The following is an 18,137-nucleotide window of genomic DNA, read 5'->3' as shown; positions in this document are numbered from 1 at the left end:
GATGGCGGTGTGTCAGGCAGCATTGAAGTCGACTGATACACCGCTTTCGCGGGCAAGCCCGCTCCCACAGGGTTTTGTATGCTCATTCACTAAATCCCAGGCAAAAAAAAGCCCGATCTCGCTAATGCGTTCAATCGGGCTAGAGCACTCAGGAGCAACAAGTGCAAAGGGAGGTTCGATGCGCGCGCAGGCTTGAAGGGTTGCGCCAGGTCACTAGACCATCCAGCGATTATCTGGCGATTAACGTGTCAGGCGACCTGGGAAAGCTTGGCGTTGGCCTGGTTCAAGCCTTTCTCCTGGAAGTCACCGCCCAGGTTCATGCCTTCGGCGTGAATGAACGTGACGTCGTGGATGCCAATGAAGCCCATGACCTGGCGCAGGTACGGTTCCTGGTGATCCGCGGTGCTGCCGGCGTAGATCCCGCCGCGAGCGGTCAGCACATAAGCACGCTTGCCGCTGAGCAAACCTTGCGGGCCGGTTTCGGTGTACTTGAAGGTCACGCCGGCACGCAGCACGTGGTCGAGCCAGGCTTTAAGGGTGCTCGGAATGGCGAAGTTGTACATGGGAGCCGCCATCACCAGCACGTCGGCGGCCAGCAGTTCGTCGGTCAGCAGGTTGGAGCGCTCCAGCGAAGCCTGCTCGATGTCGTTGCGTTGTTCGGCAGGTTTCATCCAGCCGCCCAGCAAGTTGATGTCCAGGTGCGGCACCGGGGTGGTGGCCAGGTCACGGACGGTGATCTGGTCGGCCGGGTGTGCGGCTTTCCATTGGCTGATGAAGGTCTGGGTCAGCTGGCGGGAAACCGAGTCTTGCTGACGGGCGCTGCTTTCGATGATCAGAACGCGGGACATGGGATGTAGCCTCCATCTGAGAATGCTGTAGGTCGATGGAGTGAAGGTTAAACAGAGTCATATCGATGAAAAAGCGCAAATAATTGCTATAAAGCATCGATAAATTCGTTTATAAGCGGAGCATGTCCCAGCTGGGCTGCCCCGCTCGATGTCATTTCGGGGTGCAAGTCAGGTCGATACGCAGCTTGATGATGGTGCGGGTGAACTTGGCGGTGGCGTTTTTGTGTTTACCGGCGGGCACTTCGATTGTGCGGGTGCGTGGCGCTTCCGGACCATTCTTGAAGACCACTTTGCAAGACACGTCGGTGTCGCCGTAGTTGTTGACCTGAATGGAGCCGATGTCGGCGTCTGTGTCGTAGGCGTTGTAGTCGACCTTCAAACCGTTGAGCTGTTTATTGACATCGATCGGATAAGCAAATGCCGTCAGCGGCAACATCGCCAACACAGCACAACCCGCCATCACACAACAGAATTTTTTCATTCAGCAGTCTCCAATAAGGACTGCCAGCTTAGGACAAGAGGAGCTCAACATGAAAGCGCCCCGCGTGACCCTTGATCAATGGCGAACATTGCAGGCCGTGGTCGATCACGGCGGTTTCGCCCAGGCCGCCGAAGCGCTGCACCGCTCGCAATCGTCGGTCAGCTACACCGTAGCGCGTATGCAGGATCAGCTCGGTGTGCCGCTCTTGCGCATCGACGGCCGCAAAGCAGTACTCACCGAGGCCGGCGGCGTACTGCTGCGCCGCTCCCGGCAATTGGTGAAACAGGCCAGCCAACTGGAAGACCTGGCCCACCACATGGAGCAAGGCTGGGAAGCGGAAGTGCGGCTGGTGGTCGATGCCGCCTACCCCAGCGCCCGCCTCGTCCGCGCACTGACCGCATTCATGCCACAAAGCCGTGGCTGCCGGGTGCGCCTGCGTGAGGAAGTGTTGTCGGGTGTCGAGGAAGTGTTGCTTGAAGGCGTGGCCGATCTGGCCATCACCGGGTTCAGCATTCCCGGGTATTTGGGCGCGGAATTAAGCGACGTCGAATTTATCGCTGTCGCCCACCCCGAGCATCCCTTGCATCGCCTGAACCGCGAACTGAACTTCCAGGACCTGGAAAGCCAGATGCAAGTGGTGATCCGCGACTCCGGCCGTCAGCAACCGCGAGACGTCGGCTGGCTCGGCGCCGAACAGCGCTGGACCGTCGGCAGCCTGGCCACCGCCGCGACCTTCGTCAGCAGCGGCCTGGGCTTCGCCTGGTTGCCCCGGCACATGATCGAGCGGGAACTCAAGGAAGGCACGCTCAAAGTGCTACCGTTGGATCAGGGAAGAAGCCGTAACCCGAGTTTCTATCTGTATTCGAACAAGGACAAACCCTTGGGCCCGGCGACGCAGATTCTCATCGAACTGCTGCGCACCTTCGATACCGCGCCGCTGGATGCGCCCTTCGCCGCCCCCGAACAAGCCTGACACGGAGTGTACCCATGGCCTATTTCGAACATGAAGGTTGCAACCTGCACTATGAGGAATATGGCCATGGCACGCCGTTACTGCTGGTTCACGGGTTGGGCTCCAGCACCCTGGACTGGGAAATGCAGATCCCGGCGCTTTCGGCCCACCATCGGGTGATCGTGCCGGATGTGCGCGGCCACGGGCGCTCCGACAAACCCCGCGAGCGTTACAGCATCGCCGGGTTCAGCGCCGACCTGATCGCGCTGATCGAACATCTGAACCTGGGCGCTGTACATCTTGTGGGACTGTCGATGGGCGGCATGATCGCCTTTCAACTGGCGGTGGATCAGCCGCAACTGCTCAAGAGCCTGTGCATCGTCAACAGCGCGCCCGAGGTCAAACGGCGCAGCCGTAACGATTACTGGCAGTGGTTCAAGCGTTGGAGCCTGATGCGCGCGCTGAGCATGGGCACCATCGGCAAGGCCCTGGGTGCGAAGCTGTTTCCCAAGCCCGAACAAGCTTCGTTACGACAAAAAATAGCGGCGCGCTGGGCAAAAAATGACAAACGTGCTTATCTCGCCAGCTTCGATGCCATCGTTGGCTGGGGGGTTCAGGAACGACTTTCCAAGGTCTCCTGTCCAACCCTCATCGTCAGCGCCGACCGTGACTACACCCCGGTCGCGCTGAAAGAAACCTATGTAAAACTGCTGCCCGATGCGCGGTTGGTGGTGATCGCCGACTCGCGCCACGCCACCCCGCTGGATCAACCCGAACGCTTCAACCAAACGCTGCTCGAGTTTCTCACCGCAGTCGACACCACCACTCAGGATCACTGACCCATGCTGAAAAAAATCGCCCTCGTCGCCGGCTCCGTTCTGTTTGCCGCCAACCTGATGGCCGCCACGCCCGCCAAGGCACCGCACGTGCTGCTGGAAACCACCAACGGCCAGATCGAAATCGAACTGGACCCGGTCAAGGCGCCGATCAGTACCAAGAACTTCCTTGAGTACGTCGACAGCGGCTTCTACAACAACACGATTTTTCACCGTGTGATTCCTGGCTTTATGGTCCAGGGCGGCGGTTTCACTCAACAAATGCAGCAAAAAGAAACCAAGGCGCCGATCAAGAACGAATCCAAAAACGGCCTGCATAACGTGCGTGGCACGCTGTCCATGGCCCGTACTTCCGTCCCGGATTCGGCCACCAGCCAATTCTTCATCAACGTCAAAGACAACGACTTCCTGGACCAGGGCGATGGCTATGCCGTGTTCGGTAAAGTCGTTAAAGGCATGGACGTCGTCGATGTCATCGTCAACTCCCAGACCACCACCAAAAGCGGCATGAAAGACGTGCCGGCCGACCCGGTCTTCATCAAGTCGGCCAAGCGCATCGACTGAGAGTAAGCTGGACAGGGAGTTTTGAGCGGCCGCCGGTGCTTCCGGCGCCGCTCATATTGTTTAAAGGAGAGCCCGTGCGCGGGCGGAGAACTGATGCTTTATCGCCGTTTTGAAAAACTGATCGACATTTTCCGCGATGCACCGACGGCGGCTCCACCGGATCGGGTTCTCCCCTTCTATACCTATTACCTGAAGCAGGTCTGGCCGAGTTTCGCCGCCCTGCTGATCGTCGGCCTGTTCGGCGCGCTGATCGAAGTGGCGCTGTTCAGCTACCTGAGCCGCATCATCGACCTCGCCCAAGGCACACCCAACGTCAATTTTTTCAAGGAACACGGCATCGAACTGGCCTGGATGGCGGTGGTTGCGCTGGTCCTGCGCCCCATATTTGTTGGCCTGCATGACTTGCTGGTGCACCAGACCTTGAGCCCCAGCCTGACCAGCCTGATCCGCTGGCAAAACCACAGTTATGTGCTCAAACAGAGCCTCAATTTCTTCCAGAACGACTTTGCCGGGCGCATCGCCCAACGCATCATGCAAACCGGCAACTCGTTGCGCGATTCGGCTGTGCAAGCGGTGGACGCGCTATGGCACGTGCTGATCTATGCGATCAGTTCATTGGTGCTGTTCGCCGAAGCCGACTGGCGCCTGATGATCCCGTTGCTGACCTGGATCGCCGCCTTCATCGGCGCCCTCTACTACTTCGTGCCACGGGTCAAGGAACGCTCGGTGGTGTCGTCCGATGCGCGCTCCAAACTCATGGGGCGGATCGTCGACGGCTACACCAACATCACCACCCTGAAGCTGTTCGCCCACACCAACTTCGAGCAGCAATACGCCCGCGAAGCGATCAAGGAACAAACCGAAAAAGCCCAACTGGCCGGTCGTGTGGTCACCAGCATGGACGTGGCCATCACTAGCATGAACGGCCTGCTGATCGTGAGCACCACCGGCCTCGCGCTGTGGCTATGGACGCAATCGCTGATCACGGTGGGTGCAATTGCCTTGGCCACGGGCCTGGTGATCCGCATCGTCAATATGTCTGGCTGGATCATGTGGGTGGTCACTGGCATTTTCGAAAACATCGGCATGGTCCAGGACGGTTTGCAGACCATTTCCCAGCCGGTCAGCATCACCGACCGCGAACAGGCCAAACCTTTGAATGTGGCGCGTGGCGAGGTGCGTTTCGATCACGTCGATTTTCACTACGGCAAGAAAAGCGGGATCATCGGCGACCTCAACCTGACCATCAAACCCGGCGAGAAAATCGGCCTGATCGGCCCGTCCGGTGCCGGTAAATCGACGTTGGTCAATCTGCTGCTGCGCCTCTATGACGTGCAGGGCGGGCGGATTCTCATCGACGGCCAGAACATCGCCGAAGTCGGCCAGGAAAGCCTGCGCGAACGCATCGGCATGATCACCCAGGACACCTCGCTGCTGCACCGCTCGATCCGCGATAACTTGCTGTACGGCAAACCCGACGCCACCGACGCCGAACTCTGGGAGGCGGTGCATAAGGCCCGGGCCGACGAATTCATCCCGTTGCTGTCGGACTCTGAGGGCCGCACCGGTTTCGATGCTCATGTTGGTGAGCGCGGAGTGAAGCTCTCTGGTGGCCAGCGTCAGCGAATTGCCATCGCCCGGGTGCTGCTCAAGGACGCGCCGATCCTGATCATGGACGAAGCCACCTCGGCACTGGACTCGGAAGTCGAAGCGGCGATCCAGGAAAGCCTCGAAACCCTGATGCAGGGCAAGACCGTGATCGCCATCGCCCACCGCCTCTCGACCATCGCGCGGATGGACCGCCTGGTGGTGCTGGAAAACGGCAAGATCGCCGAAACCGGCAGCCACGCCGAACTGCTGGCCCATGGCGGCTTGTATGCGCGGTTGTGGCAGCACCAGACCGGGGGGTTTGTCGGGATCGATTGAGCTGCGAGCAACACCAATCCTGTGGGAGCGAGCTTGCTCGCGATGACGGTGTGTCAGTCAACATCCAAGTCGACTGAGAGTCCGCTATCGCGAGCAAGCTCGCTCCCACAGGGGTTTGCGGCGTCCTGACAGATGGGTCAGAACTCCAACACCATCTCATGCCACGCCATCCCGCCATGGTCCGACGCCGAAGGCTTGATGTAGACAAAACCAAACCCGGCATAGAGTGGAATGTGCCGCTCTTTGCACATCAGATGGATGCTGGCCTTGTTCAGTGCATGCATGCGCTGGATGAACTCACCCATCAAACGTTTCGCCAGGCCCTGCCCTTGATAGTCCGGATGCACCACCACCGACATGATCACTACGTGCGGGCCGGCCGGGTCGTGGCCGATCAGTTCCTTGAATGCCTCGTCCGACATCTCCACCTCAAACGCCGCACCGGAATTGATGAAACCGGCTACAACGCCATCCACTTCAGCCACGATGAAGCCCTCGGGCCAGGTGGCGATGCGGGTGGCGATTTTTTCGCGGGTGGCGGCTTCATCGCCTTCGTAGGCAATGGTTTCGATGGCGTAGCAGCGGTCCAGGTCAGCGGGGATGACGTGGCGGATGACGGTGTTCATGGCAGCTCGGAATCGGCGTGGGAAAGGTTGGGGATCATAAATCAGCATCAACCCGACATCGAGAGGCGAATCACCGATCCGCCGCTCGCCCCGCTCTTTACACTTTGAGCGGCAGCCAGATTTCCAGCACGCCGGTGTTGAGCTTCGGGTTGAAATCGTCGCTGTAGCGTTCGAACTCCGGAGCGTCCGCCGCTTCATAACCGGACTTCGGCAGCCAGATTTTCCAGATGTATTGAAAGGTTTGGGGCAAGGCATCCAGCGAGCCCTTGTGTTCGAAGACTGCATACTTCTGAGGCTGAACTTCGATCCAGCGGTACTTCTCGGGCAGGTCGTCGAGCTTGCTGATTTCGACACCGGCTATGTATTCGAAACCACCCTTGCCATCCGGATTGCAGCAGATGCCGTAGGTTACTTCGCTTTTCTGACCGGGAATTTTGCCAATCTCGGGAATGAATTTCTCCCATAGGTCGGGGATCGCTTTGGTCGTATCCGCCGTAAATCGGCCGCCAAACCCCGCTATGAGCATGAAGTGCCCGTTTTCAAAGCGTGGCTCGGCCGTTTCGACGCCTGTTTGCTCATCCATGACTCAACTCCTGGTACAAAAGGTGGGTTCGGCTGGGAGTATAGAAGCCAAACCCGATTCGCCCAATTACAGTGCATGCAACTGTTCTATGGCGCCTGGGCCGATGAACTCGTTATAACCCGATAGGATCACGTAGACCGCGAAATAACAGAAGATCGCTGCCGATGCCATGTAGGAATAACGCAGCAGTTTGTCACCGAGCAATTTGCCGCCGTGGCTCGCCGCGAAGCACAGACCGACGCACCAAAGTATCCCGGCGCACAAGAAGCCGCCGAGAAACAGCGCCGAGCTGAGCGTGCCACCGCCGCCGGAACGGGCGATCAGTGTGCCGCCCACTGCGGCGAACCAGAGAATGGCACTGGGCGATGACATGGCGAGGAAAATCCCGCGAAAAAACTCTTTCCGGTGGGAGTTGTGACCGACTTCAGCAGTCTGCGCCAACAGCGCTTCATGGTGAATCGCCGAATAAATCATCTTCGCCGCGAAATACACCAGCAACGCCGATCCGCCGATCCACAACACCCAGCGCACGGTCTCGTACTGCAGCAATACGGTCATGCCGGCCAATGCCAGCACCGCGTAAATCAGGTCGCCGACACACGTCCCCAGCCCCAGGGCAAAGCCTTGAAAATAGCCGCGCTGCATCGCCAGCGTGATCATCGCGATATTGGCCACGCCGATGTCCAGGCACAGCGAAAGGCTCAACAAGAAGCCACTGGTAAATTCCATCGACCATATCCTTGGGGAAAAATTTTATTGATGCGCAGGCTAGACAGTTTGCCACGACTGCCCTTACATTCCGCCACAGGCCACCGCAGTGGCCAGCGTCGCTCGGACGGTTCCGGGCGCTTACGTTATCCGAGGCAACAATGGCCGAACAAGGTTCGCCGCGCCGCTTTGCGCGCATAGATCGACTCCCCCCTTACGTTTTCAACATCACTGCCGAGCTGAAGATGGCCGCCCGTCGTCGTGGCGAAGACATCATCGACTTGAGCATGGGCAACCCCGACGGCGCCACGCCGCCGCACATTGTCGAAAAACTCGTCACCGTTGCCCAGCGCGAAGACACCCACGGCTATTCCACGTCCAAAGGGATTCCGCGCCTGCGCCGGGCGATTTCCAACTGGTACAAGGATCGCTACGCGGTCGACATCGACCCGGAAACCGAAGCCATCGTCACCATCGGTTCCAAGGAAGGCCTGGCGCACTTGATGCTGGCCACCCTCGACCAGGGCGACACCGTGCTGGTGCCGAACCCGAGCTACCCGATTCACATCTACGGTGCCGTGATTGCCGGCGCCCAGGTGCGGTCGGTGCCGTTGATCCCTGGTGTGGACTTCTTCGCCGAGCTGGAACGGGCGATTCGCGGCTCGATCCCGAAACCGAAAATGATGATCCTCGGCTTCCCGTCCAACCCCACCGCCCAGTGCGTGGAGCTGGATTTTTTCGAGCGGGTGATCGCCCTCGCCAAGCAGTACGACGTTTTGGTGGTGCACGACCTGGCCTACGCCGACATCGTCTACGACGGCTGGAAAGCCCCGTCGATCATGCAAGTACCCGGCGCCAAGGACATCGCGGTGGAGTTTTTCACCCTGTCCAAGAGCTACAACATGGCGGGCTGGCGCATCGGTTTCATGGTCGGCAACCCGGAGCTGGTCAACGCCCTGGCGCGGATCAAGAGCTACCACGACTACGGCACGTTCACCCCGCTGCAGGTTGCGGCCATCGCGGCGCTGGAAGGCGATCAGCAGTGCGTCAAAGACATTGCCGATCAGTATCGGCAGCGTCGCAACGTGCTGGTCAAAGGCCTGCATGAACTGGGCTGGATGGTCGAAAACCCGAAAGCATCGATGTATGTCTGGGCCAAGATTCCCGAGGCTTACGCACACTTGGGCTCGCTGGAATTCGCCAAAAAACTGCTGGCCGAGGCCAAGGTCTGTGTCTCGCCGGGTGTGGGATTTGGCGAGTATGGGGATGATCATGTGCGCTTCGCGCTGATCGAAAACCAGGACCGGATCCGTCAGGCCGTGCGCGGGATTCGCGGGATGTTCCGGGCGGATGGGTTGGTACCGAAAACTAACGGCTAACACGTAACCTGTGGGAGCGGGCTTGCCCGCGATGACTGCATCACATTCAACATTAATGTTGACTGACCAGCCGCCATCGCGGGCAAGCCCGCTCCCACATTGGTTTTATGTTCAGCCTTGAAATCGATCACCCACAAAAAAACCGCATCGCTGCGGTTTTTTTGTGTCTGTCGAATCGCTTAAACGAACAACGACAACAGCAGGATGAAGCCCAGGCCCACCACGGACAGGATGGTTTCCATCGCGGTCCAGGTCTTGAAGGTTTCCGCCACGGTCATGTTGAAGTACTGCTTCACCAGCCAGAAACCGGCGTCGTTGACGTGGGACAGGATCAACGAACCGGCACCGGTGGCCAGCACCAGCAGCTCACGGTTCACACCCGGAATCATCCCCACCACCGGCACCACGATGCCTGCGCCAGTAATGGTCGCCACGGTTGCCGAACCGGTCGCGATGCGAATCACCGCCGCCACCAGCCACGCCAGAAGGATTGGCGATATCTGCGCTTCCACCGCCATGTTGCCGATGACATTACCCACACCGCTGGTCACCAGCATCTGTTTGAAGCCGCCACCGGCACCGATGATCAAGATGATCGCGGCGGTTGGTGCAAGGCTCGCGTCCAGCCATTTGAGCATCTGTTGCGAACCGATGCCCTGCTTGTAGCCGAAGGTGTACAGCGACAGCAGCAACGCCAGCAGGAGCGCCGAGATCGGGTGACCGATCAGGTCCATGAAGGTACGGAAGAAGTTGCCGTCCGGCAGCGCCACATCGGCAAAGGTCTTGAGCAGCATCAGGAACACAGGCGACAGCACGGTGACCAAGGTAATGCCGAAGCTAGGCAGATCGCCTGCATCTTCATCGCGCACCAGTTGATCCACCAGTTCCTGATTCGGATGACCTGGAATGTGCTTGGCAATGAACGTACCGAAGATCGGACCCGCGATGATGGCCGTTGGCAGCGCAACGATCAGGCCGTAAAGAATGGTTTTACCAATGTCGGCACCGAACACACCGATGGCCAGCAGCGGACCCGGGTGCGGCGGCACCAGGCCGTGTACCGCGGACAGACCAGCCAGCAGCGGGATACCGATCTTGATGATCGACACGCCAGTGCGACGGGCCACGATGAACACCAGCGGAATCAGCAGCACGAAGCCGATTTCGAAGAACAGCGGAATGCCGACCAGGAACGCGGCGAACATCATTGCCCACTGCACCTTGTCCTTGCCGAAGGCGCGGATCAACGTCTGCGCAATCTGATCCGCACCGCCTGATTCGGCCATCATTTTGCCGAGCATGGTGCCCAGCGCCAGGATGATGCCGACGAAACCAAGCACGCCACCGAAGCCGTCCTGGAACGCCTTGATGATGGTGCCGATCGGCATGCCGGACGTCAGCCCGAGGAAAGCGGCGGCGATGATCAGCGCGAGGAATGGGTGCAACTTGAACTTGGTGATCAGGACGATAAGCCCGATCACCGTGACCACTGCATCTAGCAGCAGAAACGTCTCGTGGGACATGCCAAACATTAGGGGTGTCTCCTGGTTGTTGTTGTTATTAAAGCGGTTAATCAAAGGCCGTCAGGACAGCGCTATCTCTTGGAGCAAAACTCAACTGGCGAGTTTCAAGCCATGATCGAGCCACCAGGCATGAGCCTGCTTCGCCAACTCATCGACGCTGTGGCTGGACGCATCCAGAGCCAGGGTCAGGGGCTCACCGACGGGCGATTCAAGGGTGGCGAACTGGCTGTCGATCAAGGTCGACGGCATGAAGTGGCCCGGTCGGTGAGACACACGATCGGCGGCGACTTCGGGGGTCAGCTCAAGAAAAACGAAGCCCAGGCCCGGCAAGGCACTGCGCAAGCGTTCGCGGTAACTGTGTTTGAGGGCCGAGCAAGTCAGCACCGGGCGTTCGCCCTTGGCATCGACGCGGCGCAGTTCATCGCACAGGCTGTCGAGCCAGCCGGCACGGTCTTCGTCGTTCAGGGGGATACCCGCGCTCATTTTTTCGATATTGGCGGCAGGGTGAAAAGTGTCGCCTTCAATGGCGGTCGCGCCGCTAAGCTGGCACAGGGACTGGCTGACGCACGTCTTGCCGCAACCGGCAACGCCCATGATGACCAGGGCGGTGATGGGATGATTCATGTAACACCTCAGCGCGCAGACAGCGCTACCTTTGCTACGTAAGACTCAAGTGCAAAAGCAGAAGTTGCCGACGCCTTCTTGTCATTTTTGTGGGTTGCAGCATGTTCGTTCTCGATGCCAAAAAGCGAGGATCAGGCAAACCTCGTTCACGCATTTGCAGCTGCATCGAGACAGCGCTACCTTAGTGCCTTGAATTTTGTTTGGCAAGCCGTCCGATGAATACCCCTAAAAACGATAAAAATACTCGCACCACTGGCCGTCCTACCCTCAACGAAGTCGCGCGCCTGGCCGGTGTCAGCCCGATTACCGCCTCCCGCGCCCTGCGCGGCGTCAGCACGGTGGCCACCGAACTGGTGGAAAAAGTCCAGAAGGCCGCCCTCGACCTGAACTACGTGGTCAACCCCGCCGCCCGAGCATTAGCCTCGGCCCAGAGCCATTCCGTCGTGGTTTTGGTGCCCTCGCTGTCCAACCTGCTGTTCATCGACACGCTGGAAGCCATTCATCAGGTTTTGCGACCAAAGGGCTTCGAAGTGCTGATCGGCAACTTCCATTACTCGCGTGATGAAGAAGAAAACCTGCTGCGCAATTACATGGCCTATCAGCCTCGCGGCTTGCTGCTGACCGGTTTCGACCGCACCGAAAGCTCGCGGAGGATGATCGAGGCCAGCAACATTCCCTGCGTCTACATGATGGAACTGGACAGCGCGGCCGGGCTCAATTGCGTCGGTTTTTCGCAAGTCGCTGCCGGCGAAACCGCGGCCGAGCATTTGCTGTCCCGCGGTCGCAAACGCCTGGCCTACATCGGCGCGCAACTGGACCAACGCACATTGCTGCGGGGCGAAGGTTTCCGTCGCGCGCTGCAAAAGGCCGGCTTGTATGATCCGGCCCTGGAAGTGCTGACCCCGCGAGCCTCGTCGGTAGGGCTGGGCGGCGAATTGTTCCTGCAACTGCTCACCGCCCATCCGGACGTCGATGCGATCTTCTTCGGCAACGACGACCTGGCCCAGGGCGCCCTGCTCGAAGCCTTGCGCTGTGGCATCAAGATCCCCGAACAAGTGGCGATCCTCGGATTCAACGACCTGCCTATGTCAGAACACATGGTCCCGCGCCTGAGTAGCATCAATACGCCGCGAGAGGCCATTGGCCGTCGCTCGGCCGAACTGATGCTGACCTTGCTGGCCGGCAATTCAGTGACCAAACCGGTGCAGGATATGGGGTTTGAATTGAAGGTGCGCGAGAGCACCTGAAGCGCGACCATTCCCACGCTCCGCGTGCTAGATTCCCGATACCTGGAACAGCAAACGGAGAAGCTCAATGGGACATACGCTGAAGATTTTGGGTAGAGCGTCGTCAATCAACGTCAGAAAAGTCCTGTGGACCTGCGACGAACTGGGCGTTTCCTACGAACGTGAAGACTGGGGCAGCGGTTTCGCATCGACCCAGAGCCCGGAATTTCTCCAGCTCAACCCCAACGCACAGGTGCCAGTGCTCATCGATGAAGCCGGTGTGCTGTGGGAATCCAATACCATTTGCCGGTACCTGGCCGGCAAACACCAAAACACTGACCTGTTACCCATCGAACCGGCGGCACGCGCTCGCGTGGAGCAATGGATGGACTGGCAAGCCACCGAACTCAACCCGTCGTGGGGCTACGCCTTTTTTGCACTGGTCCGGCAATCGCCAGATTTCCAGGACTCACAGCGGATTGCTGATGGCGTTCGCGGCTGGAACGCGAAGATGGGCATCCTCGAACAGCAACTCGCGGAGACCGGCGCGTATGTTGCCGGACCACGCTTCACGCTGGCCGATATCCTCATCGGGCTGTCGGTCAACCGCTGGCGCATGACACCGATGGAGCGCCCGGATTACCCCGCCGTCGACGCGTATTGCCAACGACTGGCGCAGCGGCCGGGGTTCATGACACACGCCTGTAATGGCGTGCCTTGATTTCGACCGAACGACTTACTGGCCCAGTTCAGGCGCGAAACCTGTGGGAGCGGGCTTGCGATAGCGAAATGTCAGTCGACGAATGTGTTGAATGTGACGCTGCCATCGCGGGCAAGCCCGCTCCCACATGGATTGCGGTCTGCGAGCATTCCCAACAGTGCCCGCACCGCTGCCGTTGGTTCTTTGTCAGGCGCAACCACTAACGCAAACTCGCGATCAATACGCGGCGTCACAGGCACTACACGCAAACCCTGGCGATTATTCGGCAGGGTCATTTCCGGCACCAGGGTCACGCCGATATTTTCCCGCACCAGAGTGAACGCACTGCTCCACTCTCGCACCTCGGCCCGCACATCCAGCAGTTGCAGCCCGACGTCGGCGGCCAGGCTGCGGGCATTGGTCGAACAACCGCCCGTGGCCAGCACAAAGGGTTGCTCCGCCAGTTCCGCCAATGAAACGCCCTCGTCATTCGAGCGGCGCGCCAAGGGGTGGCCACCGGGCAGCACCGCCACCCAGGCATCACGCCCCAAACGACCGGCATTGCGCGCGGGCGCCGGGTTCAACGCCACACCGACATCCACTAGCCCTGCACTGAGCAACGTTTCCACTTCATCGTCGCTGACCTCCAGCGCCACCACTTGAATGCCGGGATACAACCGATTGAACTGACGCAGCAGTGGCGGCAGAAAGGTCGCCAGCACCAAAGGGAAACTGGCCAGGCGAATCGTCCCTCGCTGGATATCTTTAGTGGCATCAACGGTGCTGCGAATGTTCTCGAGAGCACCGAGCATGGTTCGCGCCTGTTCGATCACAGGCAAGCCGATGGCGGTCGGCAAGGTCTGACGGTTTTCCCGGCTGAACAGCTGAACGCCCAGGGTTTCTTCGATCAAGGCCAACGCTTGGCTGGCACCGGACTGGGTCATGCCGACCCGCTCGGCGGCCCGGCTAATGTTGCCGGTATCGGCCACCGCCACCACCATTCGCCAGTGCATCAGGTTCATCATGGCAGTAGCTTTCCTAATGGCAGTTTTCTGAAAGATTAATTTTACCGAGCGCGCCGCGCACTATGACACTGGCGCAAATCCACAACCAGAGCCCCGCCCATGAAGCTGTATTACGCCCCGCAAGCCTGCTCTTTGGCGCCGCACATTGTACTGCGCGAACTGGAGCTGCCGTTCGAGTTGGAACGTGTCGATAACAGCACCAAGAAAACCGTCACCGACGAGGACTTCCTGGCCATTAACCCAAAAGGCTACGTCGCGGCGTTGCGGCTGGATAATGGAGATGTGCTGACCGAAGGCCCGGCGATCCTGCAGTACCTGGCGGATCTGCGTCCCGAGGCGCACCTGGCACCGGCGAACGGGACGTTCGAGCGGGTGCGTTTGCAGGAATGGCTGAACTTCGTTTCGACCGAGATTCATGGCGGGCTGGGTTGGCTGTTCAATTCGCAGTTTCCGGATGATGTGAAAGCGCTCATCAAAGAGAAGCTGTTCAAGCGATTTGTCGTGTTGAGCCAGACGCTGGAGGGGCAGGATTATCTGATGGCAAGAGGGTTCAGCATTGCCGATGCGTATCTGTTTACGGTGTTGCGGTGGGCTCGGCTATTTGCGATTGATCTGGATGATTGGCCGGCGTTGGCGCGGTTTCAAGCGAGGGTTGATCAGCGGCCAAGCGTGAAAGCGGCGTTGGCGGCGGAGTTGGTGTAAGGCGCTGAATCGCTTCGCGGGCAAGCCTTTGCTCAGAACGGGAACCTGTCCGCCTCTGTGCCACCGCGCAGGGATTTCTTGCAGATTATCTGGTTATTTCGATAGGCATAAAAACAAGGAGCCCGAGGACTCGGGCTCCGTTGACGCGGGATCAGTGGCCGAACACGCCCACCTTCTTGGCCTTCTTGTCCGCACGTTTTTCATCGGCGGTTTTAGCCGGTTTCTTCTTTGCCGCTTTCTTTGAATCCATGCCTTTGGCCATGATACATACTCCACTCATACGGGACGTGAGATCAGGTATACACCTATCGCGGCGCCCGCGTTCTTTTATAATCACCCGCTTTGCGTACCGACAGTCCGAACCCATGCCCAACACTCAGTACACCTTGCTCGACGAGCCGTTATGGCCGTTGATGAACAAGTTTTACCGCGCCCACCAATCGTCGATGAAGGCGGTCCGCGACGCTCGGCTGTGGGTGGCAAAACGCGATGTGATCATTGCGGCGTTATGTTTGCGGCCAGTGGCCGGCGGGCATTGGCTGACCGGGCTGTTCGTCGATCCGGGTTGTCGCGAACAGGGAATTGCCGCCAGGTTGATCGCCGAAGCGGTAAAGGATGTGCAAGCACCGGTCTGGTTGTTCTGCCATCCGGATTTGCGTGGCTTTTATGAGCGCCGCGGTTTTACCTTCGACCCGCCCCTGCCCTACGCCATGGCTGAACGGTTGAGCCGTTATGCGCGCAGCAAACCGATGATTGCCATGGGGTTGGAACCGCGCGCTCTTTGAAACGACACAATCCCTGTGGGAGCGGGCTTGCCCGCTCCCACAGTGTTTTGTGTTGGATTCGAAGGGCGGTATCAGTCATCCACCGCAGGGTCCAGGTCCGGGAACATCACCTCGGTAAACCCGAACTTGCTGAAATCACGGATGCGCGACGGGTACAGCCGGCCGATCAGGTGATCGCATTCATGCTGCACCACCCGCGCATGAAATCCCGAGGCAACGCGCACGATCGGCTCGCCCTTGGGATCGAAGCCTTCATAGCGAATCTGCTGATAACGATCCACCGCACCACGCAGGCCCGGCACCGACAGGCAGCCTTCGAACCCCTCTTCGAGGGTCGGGCTCAATGGCGTGATCAACGGATTGATCAGAATCGTCTGCGGCACCGCTTCGGCGTCCGGATAGCGTTCGCTGTGTTCGAAACCAAAGATCACCAGTTGCAGGTCGACACCGATCTGCGGCGCGGCCAGGCCGACTCCGCCGACGCTTTCCATGGTCTGGAACATGTCGTCGATCAATTGCCACAACTCAGGGCTGTCGAACATTTCTGCCGGCACCGGTGGGGCAATACGCAGCAGGCGTTCATCGCCCATTTTCAGAATTTCACGGATCATTTTATGGCTTCGTCAGTGGTCGGCTTGATTGAGTGGTCCCGTCCCAGTCCCGAAACGTGGTGTTTGGGTTCTTCGGGCACCTTTTCGCCAGGTTTCTTGCCTTCGGAGGACATGTGCTCGATCACCGCGTTCATTTCCGCGCCGAGCAACAGCACCGCGGCCGAAATATAGAAGTACAACAACAACACGATGATCGCGCCGATACTGCCATACATGGCGTTGTAGTTGGCGAAGGTTTTGACGTAGAGACCGAAGCCCAATGACGCGATGATCCAGACCACCACGGACAACACCGCACCCGGGGTGATGAAGCGAAACTCTTGTTTGACGTCGGGCATGACGTAGTAAATCAGCGCCACCGCCATCATCAACAGAATCACGATCACCGGCCAGCGCACAATGGTCCATAAGGTTACGATGAAATCTTCGAGGCCCACTTGTGCGGCGATCCAGCCCATCACCTGCGGCCCGAGCACCATAAGCGCGGCAGCGATCAGCAACATGCCGGCGATGCCAATGGTGTAGAAAATCGACAATGGAAAACGCTTCCAGACCGGACGACCTTCGACCACGTCGTACGCGGCATTCATTGCGCTCATCATCAGCCGCACACCAGCGGACGCGGTCCACAGGGCGATCACGATACCCACCGAGAGCAAACCACCCTTGGATTGCTGGAGCTGGTCGATCACCGGGTTCACCTGCTCCAACGCCTGGGGCGGCAGGACCAGTTCCGATTGCAGGCGCAGCCAGGAGAAGAAGTCCGGCAAATGCAGAAAACCAATCAGGGCGATCAGGAACAGGATGAAAGGGAACAGCGAGAACAGCATCTGATAGGCCAGCGCCGAGGCATAGGTCGACATCTCGTCGGCGACGAACTCGGTGATCGTGCGCATCATCACCCGATGCAGGGGCAGACCTTTCATGGTCGGAAAAAACATTAGCGTCTCCTTTCGCCGCAAAAAGGTTGAAGTCATGGCGACTCAGGGGCCGTTTTCTACAACAAAGTAGCGTACTTGGCGACTTTGAAACAATTTCCTTGCTCAAGTTCAAGCTGACATAGAAACGGCCATCCGCGGATGGCCGTTCCTATTACTCGTCAAACGCGGCATTACGCCTTGTCGATGCCTTTTTTAAGAGCATCCTTGGCTTTGCCGACCGCTTGCTGGGTTTCTCCCTTCCTCTCCTGCGCCACGCCTTCGGAGCGCAGTCTTTCGTTGCCAGTGGCCTTGCCGACGCCTTGCTTGACGTTGCCGGCCGCTTCGTTTGCCATGCCTTTAACTTTATCGCCAGTGCTGCTCATGGTATTTCTCCTGTGAACATTTCAACGGGGAAAGTGGTTACACAAGGATTGACCGGGAGCCTTTGCACGGAGTTTCATTTATTTATTCACCGGACATTTCGCCGGTTAGGCTTTATGTTTGCAGGCTTTGCCCCGAGAATGCGCAACGTATTCAGGCCATGGCGCTGAAGATCCAATCCCGTAGGAATGTTATGAAACTCGATAAAAAGCAGGCCATTGCCCGCAGAAACCAGGAACTCGGCGGTGCTGTGCTTGGCGTCAACAACTGCCATTTCACCGAATTGAACCGTAACCGCAACATTTTCTGGTTCGATATCCCGGTCGCACGCCTGGCCGTTGGTCAGTACGAATGGATTCACTTGCTGATGCACACCCCGGATACCGACGAACTGCTGCACCTGAAAGTGCCGACGGTGTTCCTGCGCGAGAAGCTCGAAGGCCTGGTGGTGCGCAATCAGGGCAAACGCAAGGCAGCCTTGAGCCTGGAACTGAGCGCCGACAAGGACTCCTACCTGCAGGACATGCGCCCGGCGGGTACCAACGTCAATTTCGCGCAGTTCCGGCAGTAACCACCCGTCTGTACTGAGGACTACTGTGGCGAGGGAGCTTGCTCCCGCTGGGGTGCGCAGCGCCCCCAAATCAGGCACCTCGATTCACCTGACCTGATCAGGTCGATGGCAGCTTTAACGACTGCTGCGCAGTCGAGCGGGAGCAAGCTCCCTCGCCACAAAAGCG

21 protein-coding genes are annotated in these 18,137 nt (G+C 58.9%); 10 read left to right on the top strand and 11 right to left on the bottom strand.

Translation table 11 applies throughout. The annotated features are described in order from the left end of the window. Positions 1-248: 248 nt before the first annotated feature. Positions 249-848: an FMN-dependent NADH-azoreductase gene (locus PSH65_RS07605; RefSeq protein WP_305425622.1), complete on the bottom strand. Its 600-nt coding sequence runs from the start codon at positions 846-848 to the stop codon at positions 249-251. Positions 849-999: 151 nt separating this feature from the next. Further along, the gene (locus PSH65_RS07600; RefSeq protein ID WP_305425621.1) at positions 1,000-1,329 is read right to left on the bottom strand and encodes a 3-phosphoglycerate kinase; all 330 of its coding nucleotides are present in this window, start codon (positions 1,327-1,329) and stop codon (positions 1,000-1,002) included. A gap of 49 nt (positions 1,330-1,378) precedes the next feature. On the opposite strand from PSH65_RS07600, the gene PSH65_RS07595 reads away from it, so the two are divergent. The 4 genes from PSH65_RS07595 to PSH65_RS07580 all read left to right on the top strand — a co-directional run bounded on the left by PSH65_RS07595 (position 1,379) and on the right by PSH65_RS07580 (position 5,607). Next, the gene (locus PSH65_RS07595; protein WP_305425620.1) at positions 1,379-2,302 is read left to right on the top strand and encodes a LysR family transcriptional regulator; all 924 of its coding nucleotides are present in this window, start codon (positions 1,379-1,381) and stop codon (positions 2,300-2,302) included. Positions 2,303-2,316: 14 nt separating this feature from the next. Then, positions 2,317-3,120, top strand: a complete 804-nt coding sequence (locus PSH65_RS07590; protein WP_305425619.1) for an alpha/beta fold hydrolase — start codon at positions 2,317-2,319, stop codon at positions 3,118-3,120. A gap of 3 nt (positions 3,121-3,123) precedes the next feature. Continuing rightward, on the top strand, positions 3,124-3,681 hold the full coding sequence (locus PSH65_RS07585) for a peptidylprolyl isomerase A (RefSeq protein ID WP_007902463.1): 558 nt from the start codon (positions 3,124-3,126) through the stop codon (positions 3,679-3,681). Between the two features lie 93 nt (positions 3,682-3,774). Continuing rightward, on the top strand, positions 3,775-5,607 hold the full coding sequence (locus PSH65_RS07580; protein WP_123719238.1) for an ABC transporter ATP-binding protein: 1,833 nt from the start codon (positions 3,775-3,777) through the stop codon (positions 5,605-5,607). Positions 5,608-5,744: 137 nt separating this feature from the next. On the opposite strand, the gene PSH65_RS07575 is transcribed toward PSH65_RS07580, so the two are convergent. From PSH65_RS07575 to PSH65_RS07565, 3 genes are all read right to left on the bottom strand, one after another. Next, positions 5,745-6,233: a GNAT family N-acetyltransferase gene (locus PSH65_RS07575; RefSeq protein WP_305425618.1), complete on the bottom strand. Its 489-nt coding sequence runs from the start codon at positions 6,231-6,233 to the stop codon at positions 5,745-5,747. Positions 6,234-6,330: 97 nt separating this feature from the next. After that, on the bottom strand, positions 6,331-6,816 hold the full coding sequence (locus PSH65_RS07570; RefSeq protein ID WP_305425617.1) for a GyrI-like domain-containing protein: 486 nt from the start codon (positions 6,814-6,816) through the stop codon (positions 6,331-6,333). Between the two features lie 66 nt (positions 6,817-6,882). Continuing rightward, positions 6,883-7,545 carry a LysE family translocator gene (locus tag PSH65_RS07565; RefSeq protein WP_305425616.1) on the bottom strand — a complete coding sequence of 221 codons (663 nt, stop codon included), beginning with the start codon at positions 7,543-7,545 and terminating at the stop codon, positions 6,883-6,885. 140 nt (positions 7,546-7,685) lie between these two features. On the opposite strand from PSH65_RS07565, the gene alaC reads away from it, so the two are divergent. Next, complete coding sequence (alaC, locus tag PSH65_RS07560; RefSeq protein ID WP_305425615.1) at positions 7,686-8,903, top strand: alanine transaminase; 1,218 nt, start codon at positions 7,686-7,688, stop codon at positions 8,901-8,903. 179 nt (positions 8,904-9,082) lie between these two features. Here the strand turns inward: alaC and PSH65_RS07555 are convergent, their stop codons facing one another. Both PSH65_RS07555 and PSH65_RS07550 read right to left on the bottom strand, forming a co-directional pair. After that, positions 9,083-10,435: a GntP family permease gene (locus tag PSH65_RS07555; RefSeq protein ID WP_305425614.1), complete on the bottom strand. Its 1,353-nt coding sequence runs from the start codon at positions 10,433-10,435 to the stop codon at positions 9,083-9,085. An 81-nt stretch (positions 10,436-10,516) separates the two neighbouring features. Further along, positions 10,517-11,050, bottom strand: coding sequence for a gluconokinase (locus tag PSH65_RS07550; RefSeq protein ID WP_007902444.1), 534 nt, complete (start codon positions 11,048-11,050; stop codon positions 10,517-10,519). A gap of 215 nt (positions 11,051-11,265) precedes the next feature. Here PSH65_RS07550 and PSH65_RS07545 point away from each other — a divergent pair, with 215 nt between their 5' ends. Beyond that, positions 11,266-12,297, top strand: a complete 1,032-nt coding sequence (locus PSH65_RS07545; RefSeq protein ID WP_305425613.1) for a LacI family DNA-binding transcriptional regulator — start codon at positions 11,266-11,268, stop codon at positions 12,295-12,297. Positions 12,298-12,364: 67 nt separating this feature from the next. Then, a complete protein-coding gene (locus PSH65_RS07540) occupies positions 12,365-12,997 on the top strand; it encodes a glutathione S-transferase family protein (RefSeq protein ID WP_305425612.1) in 633 nt (210 codons plus the stop codon). A gap of 71 nt (positions 12,998-13,068) precedes the next feature. Here PSH65_RS07540 and PSH65_RS07535 read toward each other — a convergent pair whose 3' ends face one another. Further along, positions 13,069-14,001: a LysR family transcriptional regulator gene (locus PSH65_RS07535; protein WP_305425611.1), complete on the bottom strand. Its 933-nt coding sequence runs from the start codon at positions 13,999-14,001 to the stop codon at positions 13,069-13,071. 99 nt (positions 14,002-14,100) lie between these two features. Here PSH65_RS07535 and gstA point away from each other — a divergent pair, with 99 nt between their 5' ends. Together gstA and PSH65_RS07525 are read left to right on the top strand one after the other, a co-directional pair. After that, entirely contained in the window at positions 14,101-14,703 is a 603-nt protein-coding gene (gene gstA, locus PSH65_RS07530) for a glutathione transferase GstA (RefSeq protein WP_305425610.1), read from the top strand. A 365-nt stretch (positions 14,704-15,068) separates the two neighbouring features. After that, positions 15,069-15,488: a GNAT family N-acetyltransferase gene (locus PSH65_RS07525; protein WP_305425608.1), complete on the top strand. Its 420-nt coding sequence runs from the start codon at positions 15,069-15,071 to the stop codon at positions 15,486-15,488. A 71-nt stretch (positions 15,489-15,559) separates the two neighbouring features. Here the strand turns inward: PSH65_RS07525 and def are convergent, their stop codons facing one another. The 3 genes from def to PSH65_RS07510 all read right to left on the bottom strand — a co-directional run bounded on the left by def (position 15,560) and on the right by PSH65_RS07510 (position 17,402). Next, positions 15,560-16,099: a peptide deformylase gene (gene def, locus PSH65_RS07520; RefSeq protein ID WP_305425606.1), complete on the bottom strand. Its 540-nt coding sequence runs from the start codon at positions 16,097-16,099 to the stop codon at positions 15,560-15,562. Then, on the bottom strand, positions 16,096-17,040 hold the full coding sequence (locus tag PSH65_RS07515) for a YihY/virulence factor BrkB family protein (protein WP_305425605.1): 945 nt from the start codon (positions 17,038-17,040) through the stop codon (positions 16,096-16,098). The genes def and PSH65_RS07515 overlap by 4 nt, the downstream gene beginning before the upstream one ends. Positions 17,041-17,210: 170 nt before the next feature. Next, positions 17,211-17,402, bottom strand: a complete 192-nt coding sequence (locus PSH65_RS07510; protein WP_050681583.1) for a CsbD family protein — start codon at positions 17,400-17,402, stop codon at positions 17,211-17,213. Between the two features lie 191 nt (positions 17,403-17,593). Here PSH65_RS07510 and PSH65_RS07505 point away from each other — a divergent pair, with 191 nt between their 5' ends. Beyond that, positions 17,594-17,971, top strand: coding sequence for a hypothetical protein (locus PSH65_RS07505; protein ID WP_008069134.1), 378 nt, complete (start codon positions 17,594-17,596; stop codon positions 17,969-17,971). The last annotated feature ends 166 nt before the right edge of the window (positions 17,972-18,137 follow it).

The organism is Pseudomonas sp. FP603 (genome assembly GCF_030687415.1).
GTDB classification, from domain to species: domain Bacteria; phylum Pseudomonadota; class Gammaproteobacteria; order Pseudomonadales; family Pseudomonadaceae; genus Aquipseudomonas; species Aquipseudomonas wuhanensis.
The sequence above is the reverse complement of the archived record's forward strand: the minus strand, read 5'-3'. Positions and strand labels throughout refer to the sequence as shown.

What these genes read in the sequence shown, in the direction of transcription:
- PSH65_RS07605 (WP_305425622.1), bottom strand. Translation starts at nt 848, where the DNA reads ATGTCCCGCGTTCTGATCATCGAAAGCAGCGCCCGTCAGCAAGACTCG.
- PSH65_RS07600 (WP_305425621.1), bottom strand. Translation starts at nt 1,329, where the DNA reads ATGAAAAAATTCTGTTGTGTGATGGCGGGTTGTGCTGTGTTGGCGATG.
- PSH65_RS07595 (WP_305425620.1), top strand. Translation starts at nt 1,379, where the DNA reads ATGAAAGCGCCCCGCGTGACCCTTGATCAATGGCGAACATTGCAGGCC.
- PSH65_RS07590 (WP_305425619.1), top strand. Translation starts at nt 2,317, where the DNA reads ATGGCCTATTTCGAACATGAAGGTTGCAACCTGCACTATGAGGAATAT.
- PSH65_RS07585 (WP_007902463.1), top strand. Translation starts at nt 3,124, where the DNA reads ATGCTGAAAAAAATCGCCCTCGTCGCCGGCTCCGTTCTGTTTGCCGCC.
- PSH65_RS07580 (WP_123719238.1), top strand. Translation starts at nt 3,775, where the DNA reads ATGCTTTATCGCCGTTTTGAAAAACTGATCGACATTTTCCGCGATGCA.
- PSH65_RS07575 (WP_305425618.1), bottom strand. Translation starts at nt 6,233, where the DNA reads ATGAACACCGTCATCCGCCACGTCATCCCCGCTGACCTGGACCGCTGC.
- PSH65_RS07570 (WP_305425617.1), bottom strand. Translation starts at nt 6,816, where the DNA reads ATGGATGAGCAAACAGGCGTCGAAACGGCCGAGCCACGCTTTGAAAAC.
- PSH65_RS07565 (WP_305425616.1), bottom strand. Translation starts at nt 7,545, where the DNA reads ATGGAATTTACCAGTGGCTTCTTGTTGAGCCTTTCGCTGTGCCTGGAC.
- alaC (WP_305425615.1), top strand. Translation starts at nt 7,686, where the DNA reads ATGGCCGAACAAGGTTCGCCGCGCCGCTTTGCGCGCATAGATCGACTC.
- PSH65_RS07555 (WP_305425614.1), bottom strand. Translation starts at nt 10,435, where the DNA reads ATGTTTGGCATGTCCCACGAGACGTTTCTGCTGCTAGATGCAGTGGTC.
- PSH65_RS07550 (WP_007902444.1), bottom strand. Translation starts at nt 11,050, where the DNA reads ATGAATCATCCCATCACCGCCCTGGTCATCATGGGCGTTGCCGGTTGC.
- PSH65_RS07545 (WP_305425613.1), top strand. Translation starts at nt 11,266, where the DNA reads ATGAATACCCCTAAAAACGATAAAAATACTCGCACCACTGGCCGTCCT.
- PSH65_RS07540 (WP_305425612.1), top strand. Translation starts at nt 12,365, where the DNA reads ATGGGACATACGCTGAAGATTTTGGGTAGAGCGTCGTCAATCAACGTC.
- PSH65_RS07535 (WP_305425611.1), bottom strand. Translation starts at nt 14,001, where the DNA reads ATGATGAACCTGATGCACTGGCGAATGGTGGTGGCGGTGGCCGATACC.
- gstA (WP_305425610.1), top strand. Translation starts at nt 14,101, where the DNA reads ATGAAGCTGTATTACGCCCCGCAAGCCTGCTCTTTGGCGCCGCACATT.
- PSH65_RS07525 (WP_305425608.1), top strand. Translation starts at nt 15,069, where the DNA reads ATGCCCAACACTCAGTACACCTTGCTCGACGAGCCGTTATGGCCGTTG.
- def (WP_305425606.1), bottom strand. Translation starts at nt 16,099, where the DNA reads ATGATCCGTGAAATTCTGAAAATGGGCGATGAACGCCTGCTGCGTATT.
- PSH65_RS07515 (WP_305425605.1), bottom strand. Translation starts at nt 17,040, where the DNA reads ATGTTTTTTCCGACCATGAAAGGTCTGCCCCTGCATCGGGTGATGATG.
- PSH65_RS07510 (WP_050681583.1), bottom strand. Translation starts at nt 17,402, where the DNA reads ATGAGCAGCACTGGCGATAAAGTTAAAGGCATGGCAAACGAAGCGGCC.
- PSH65_RS07505 (WP_008069134.1), top strand. Translation starts at nt 17,594, where the DNA reads ATGAAACTCGATAAAAAGCAGGCCATTGCCCGCAGAAACCAGGAACTC.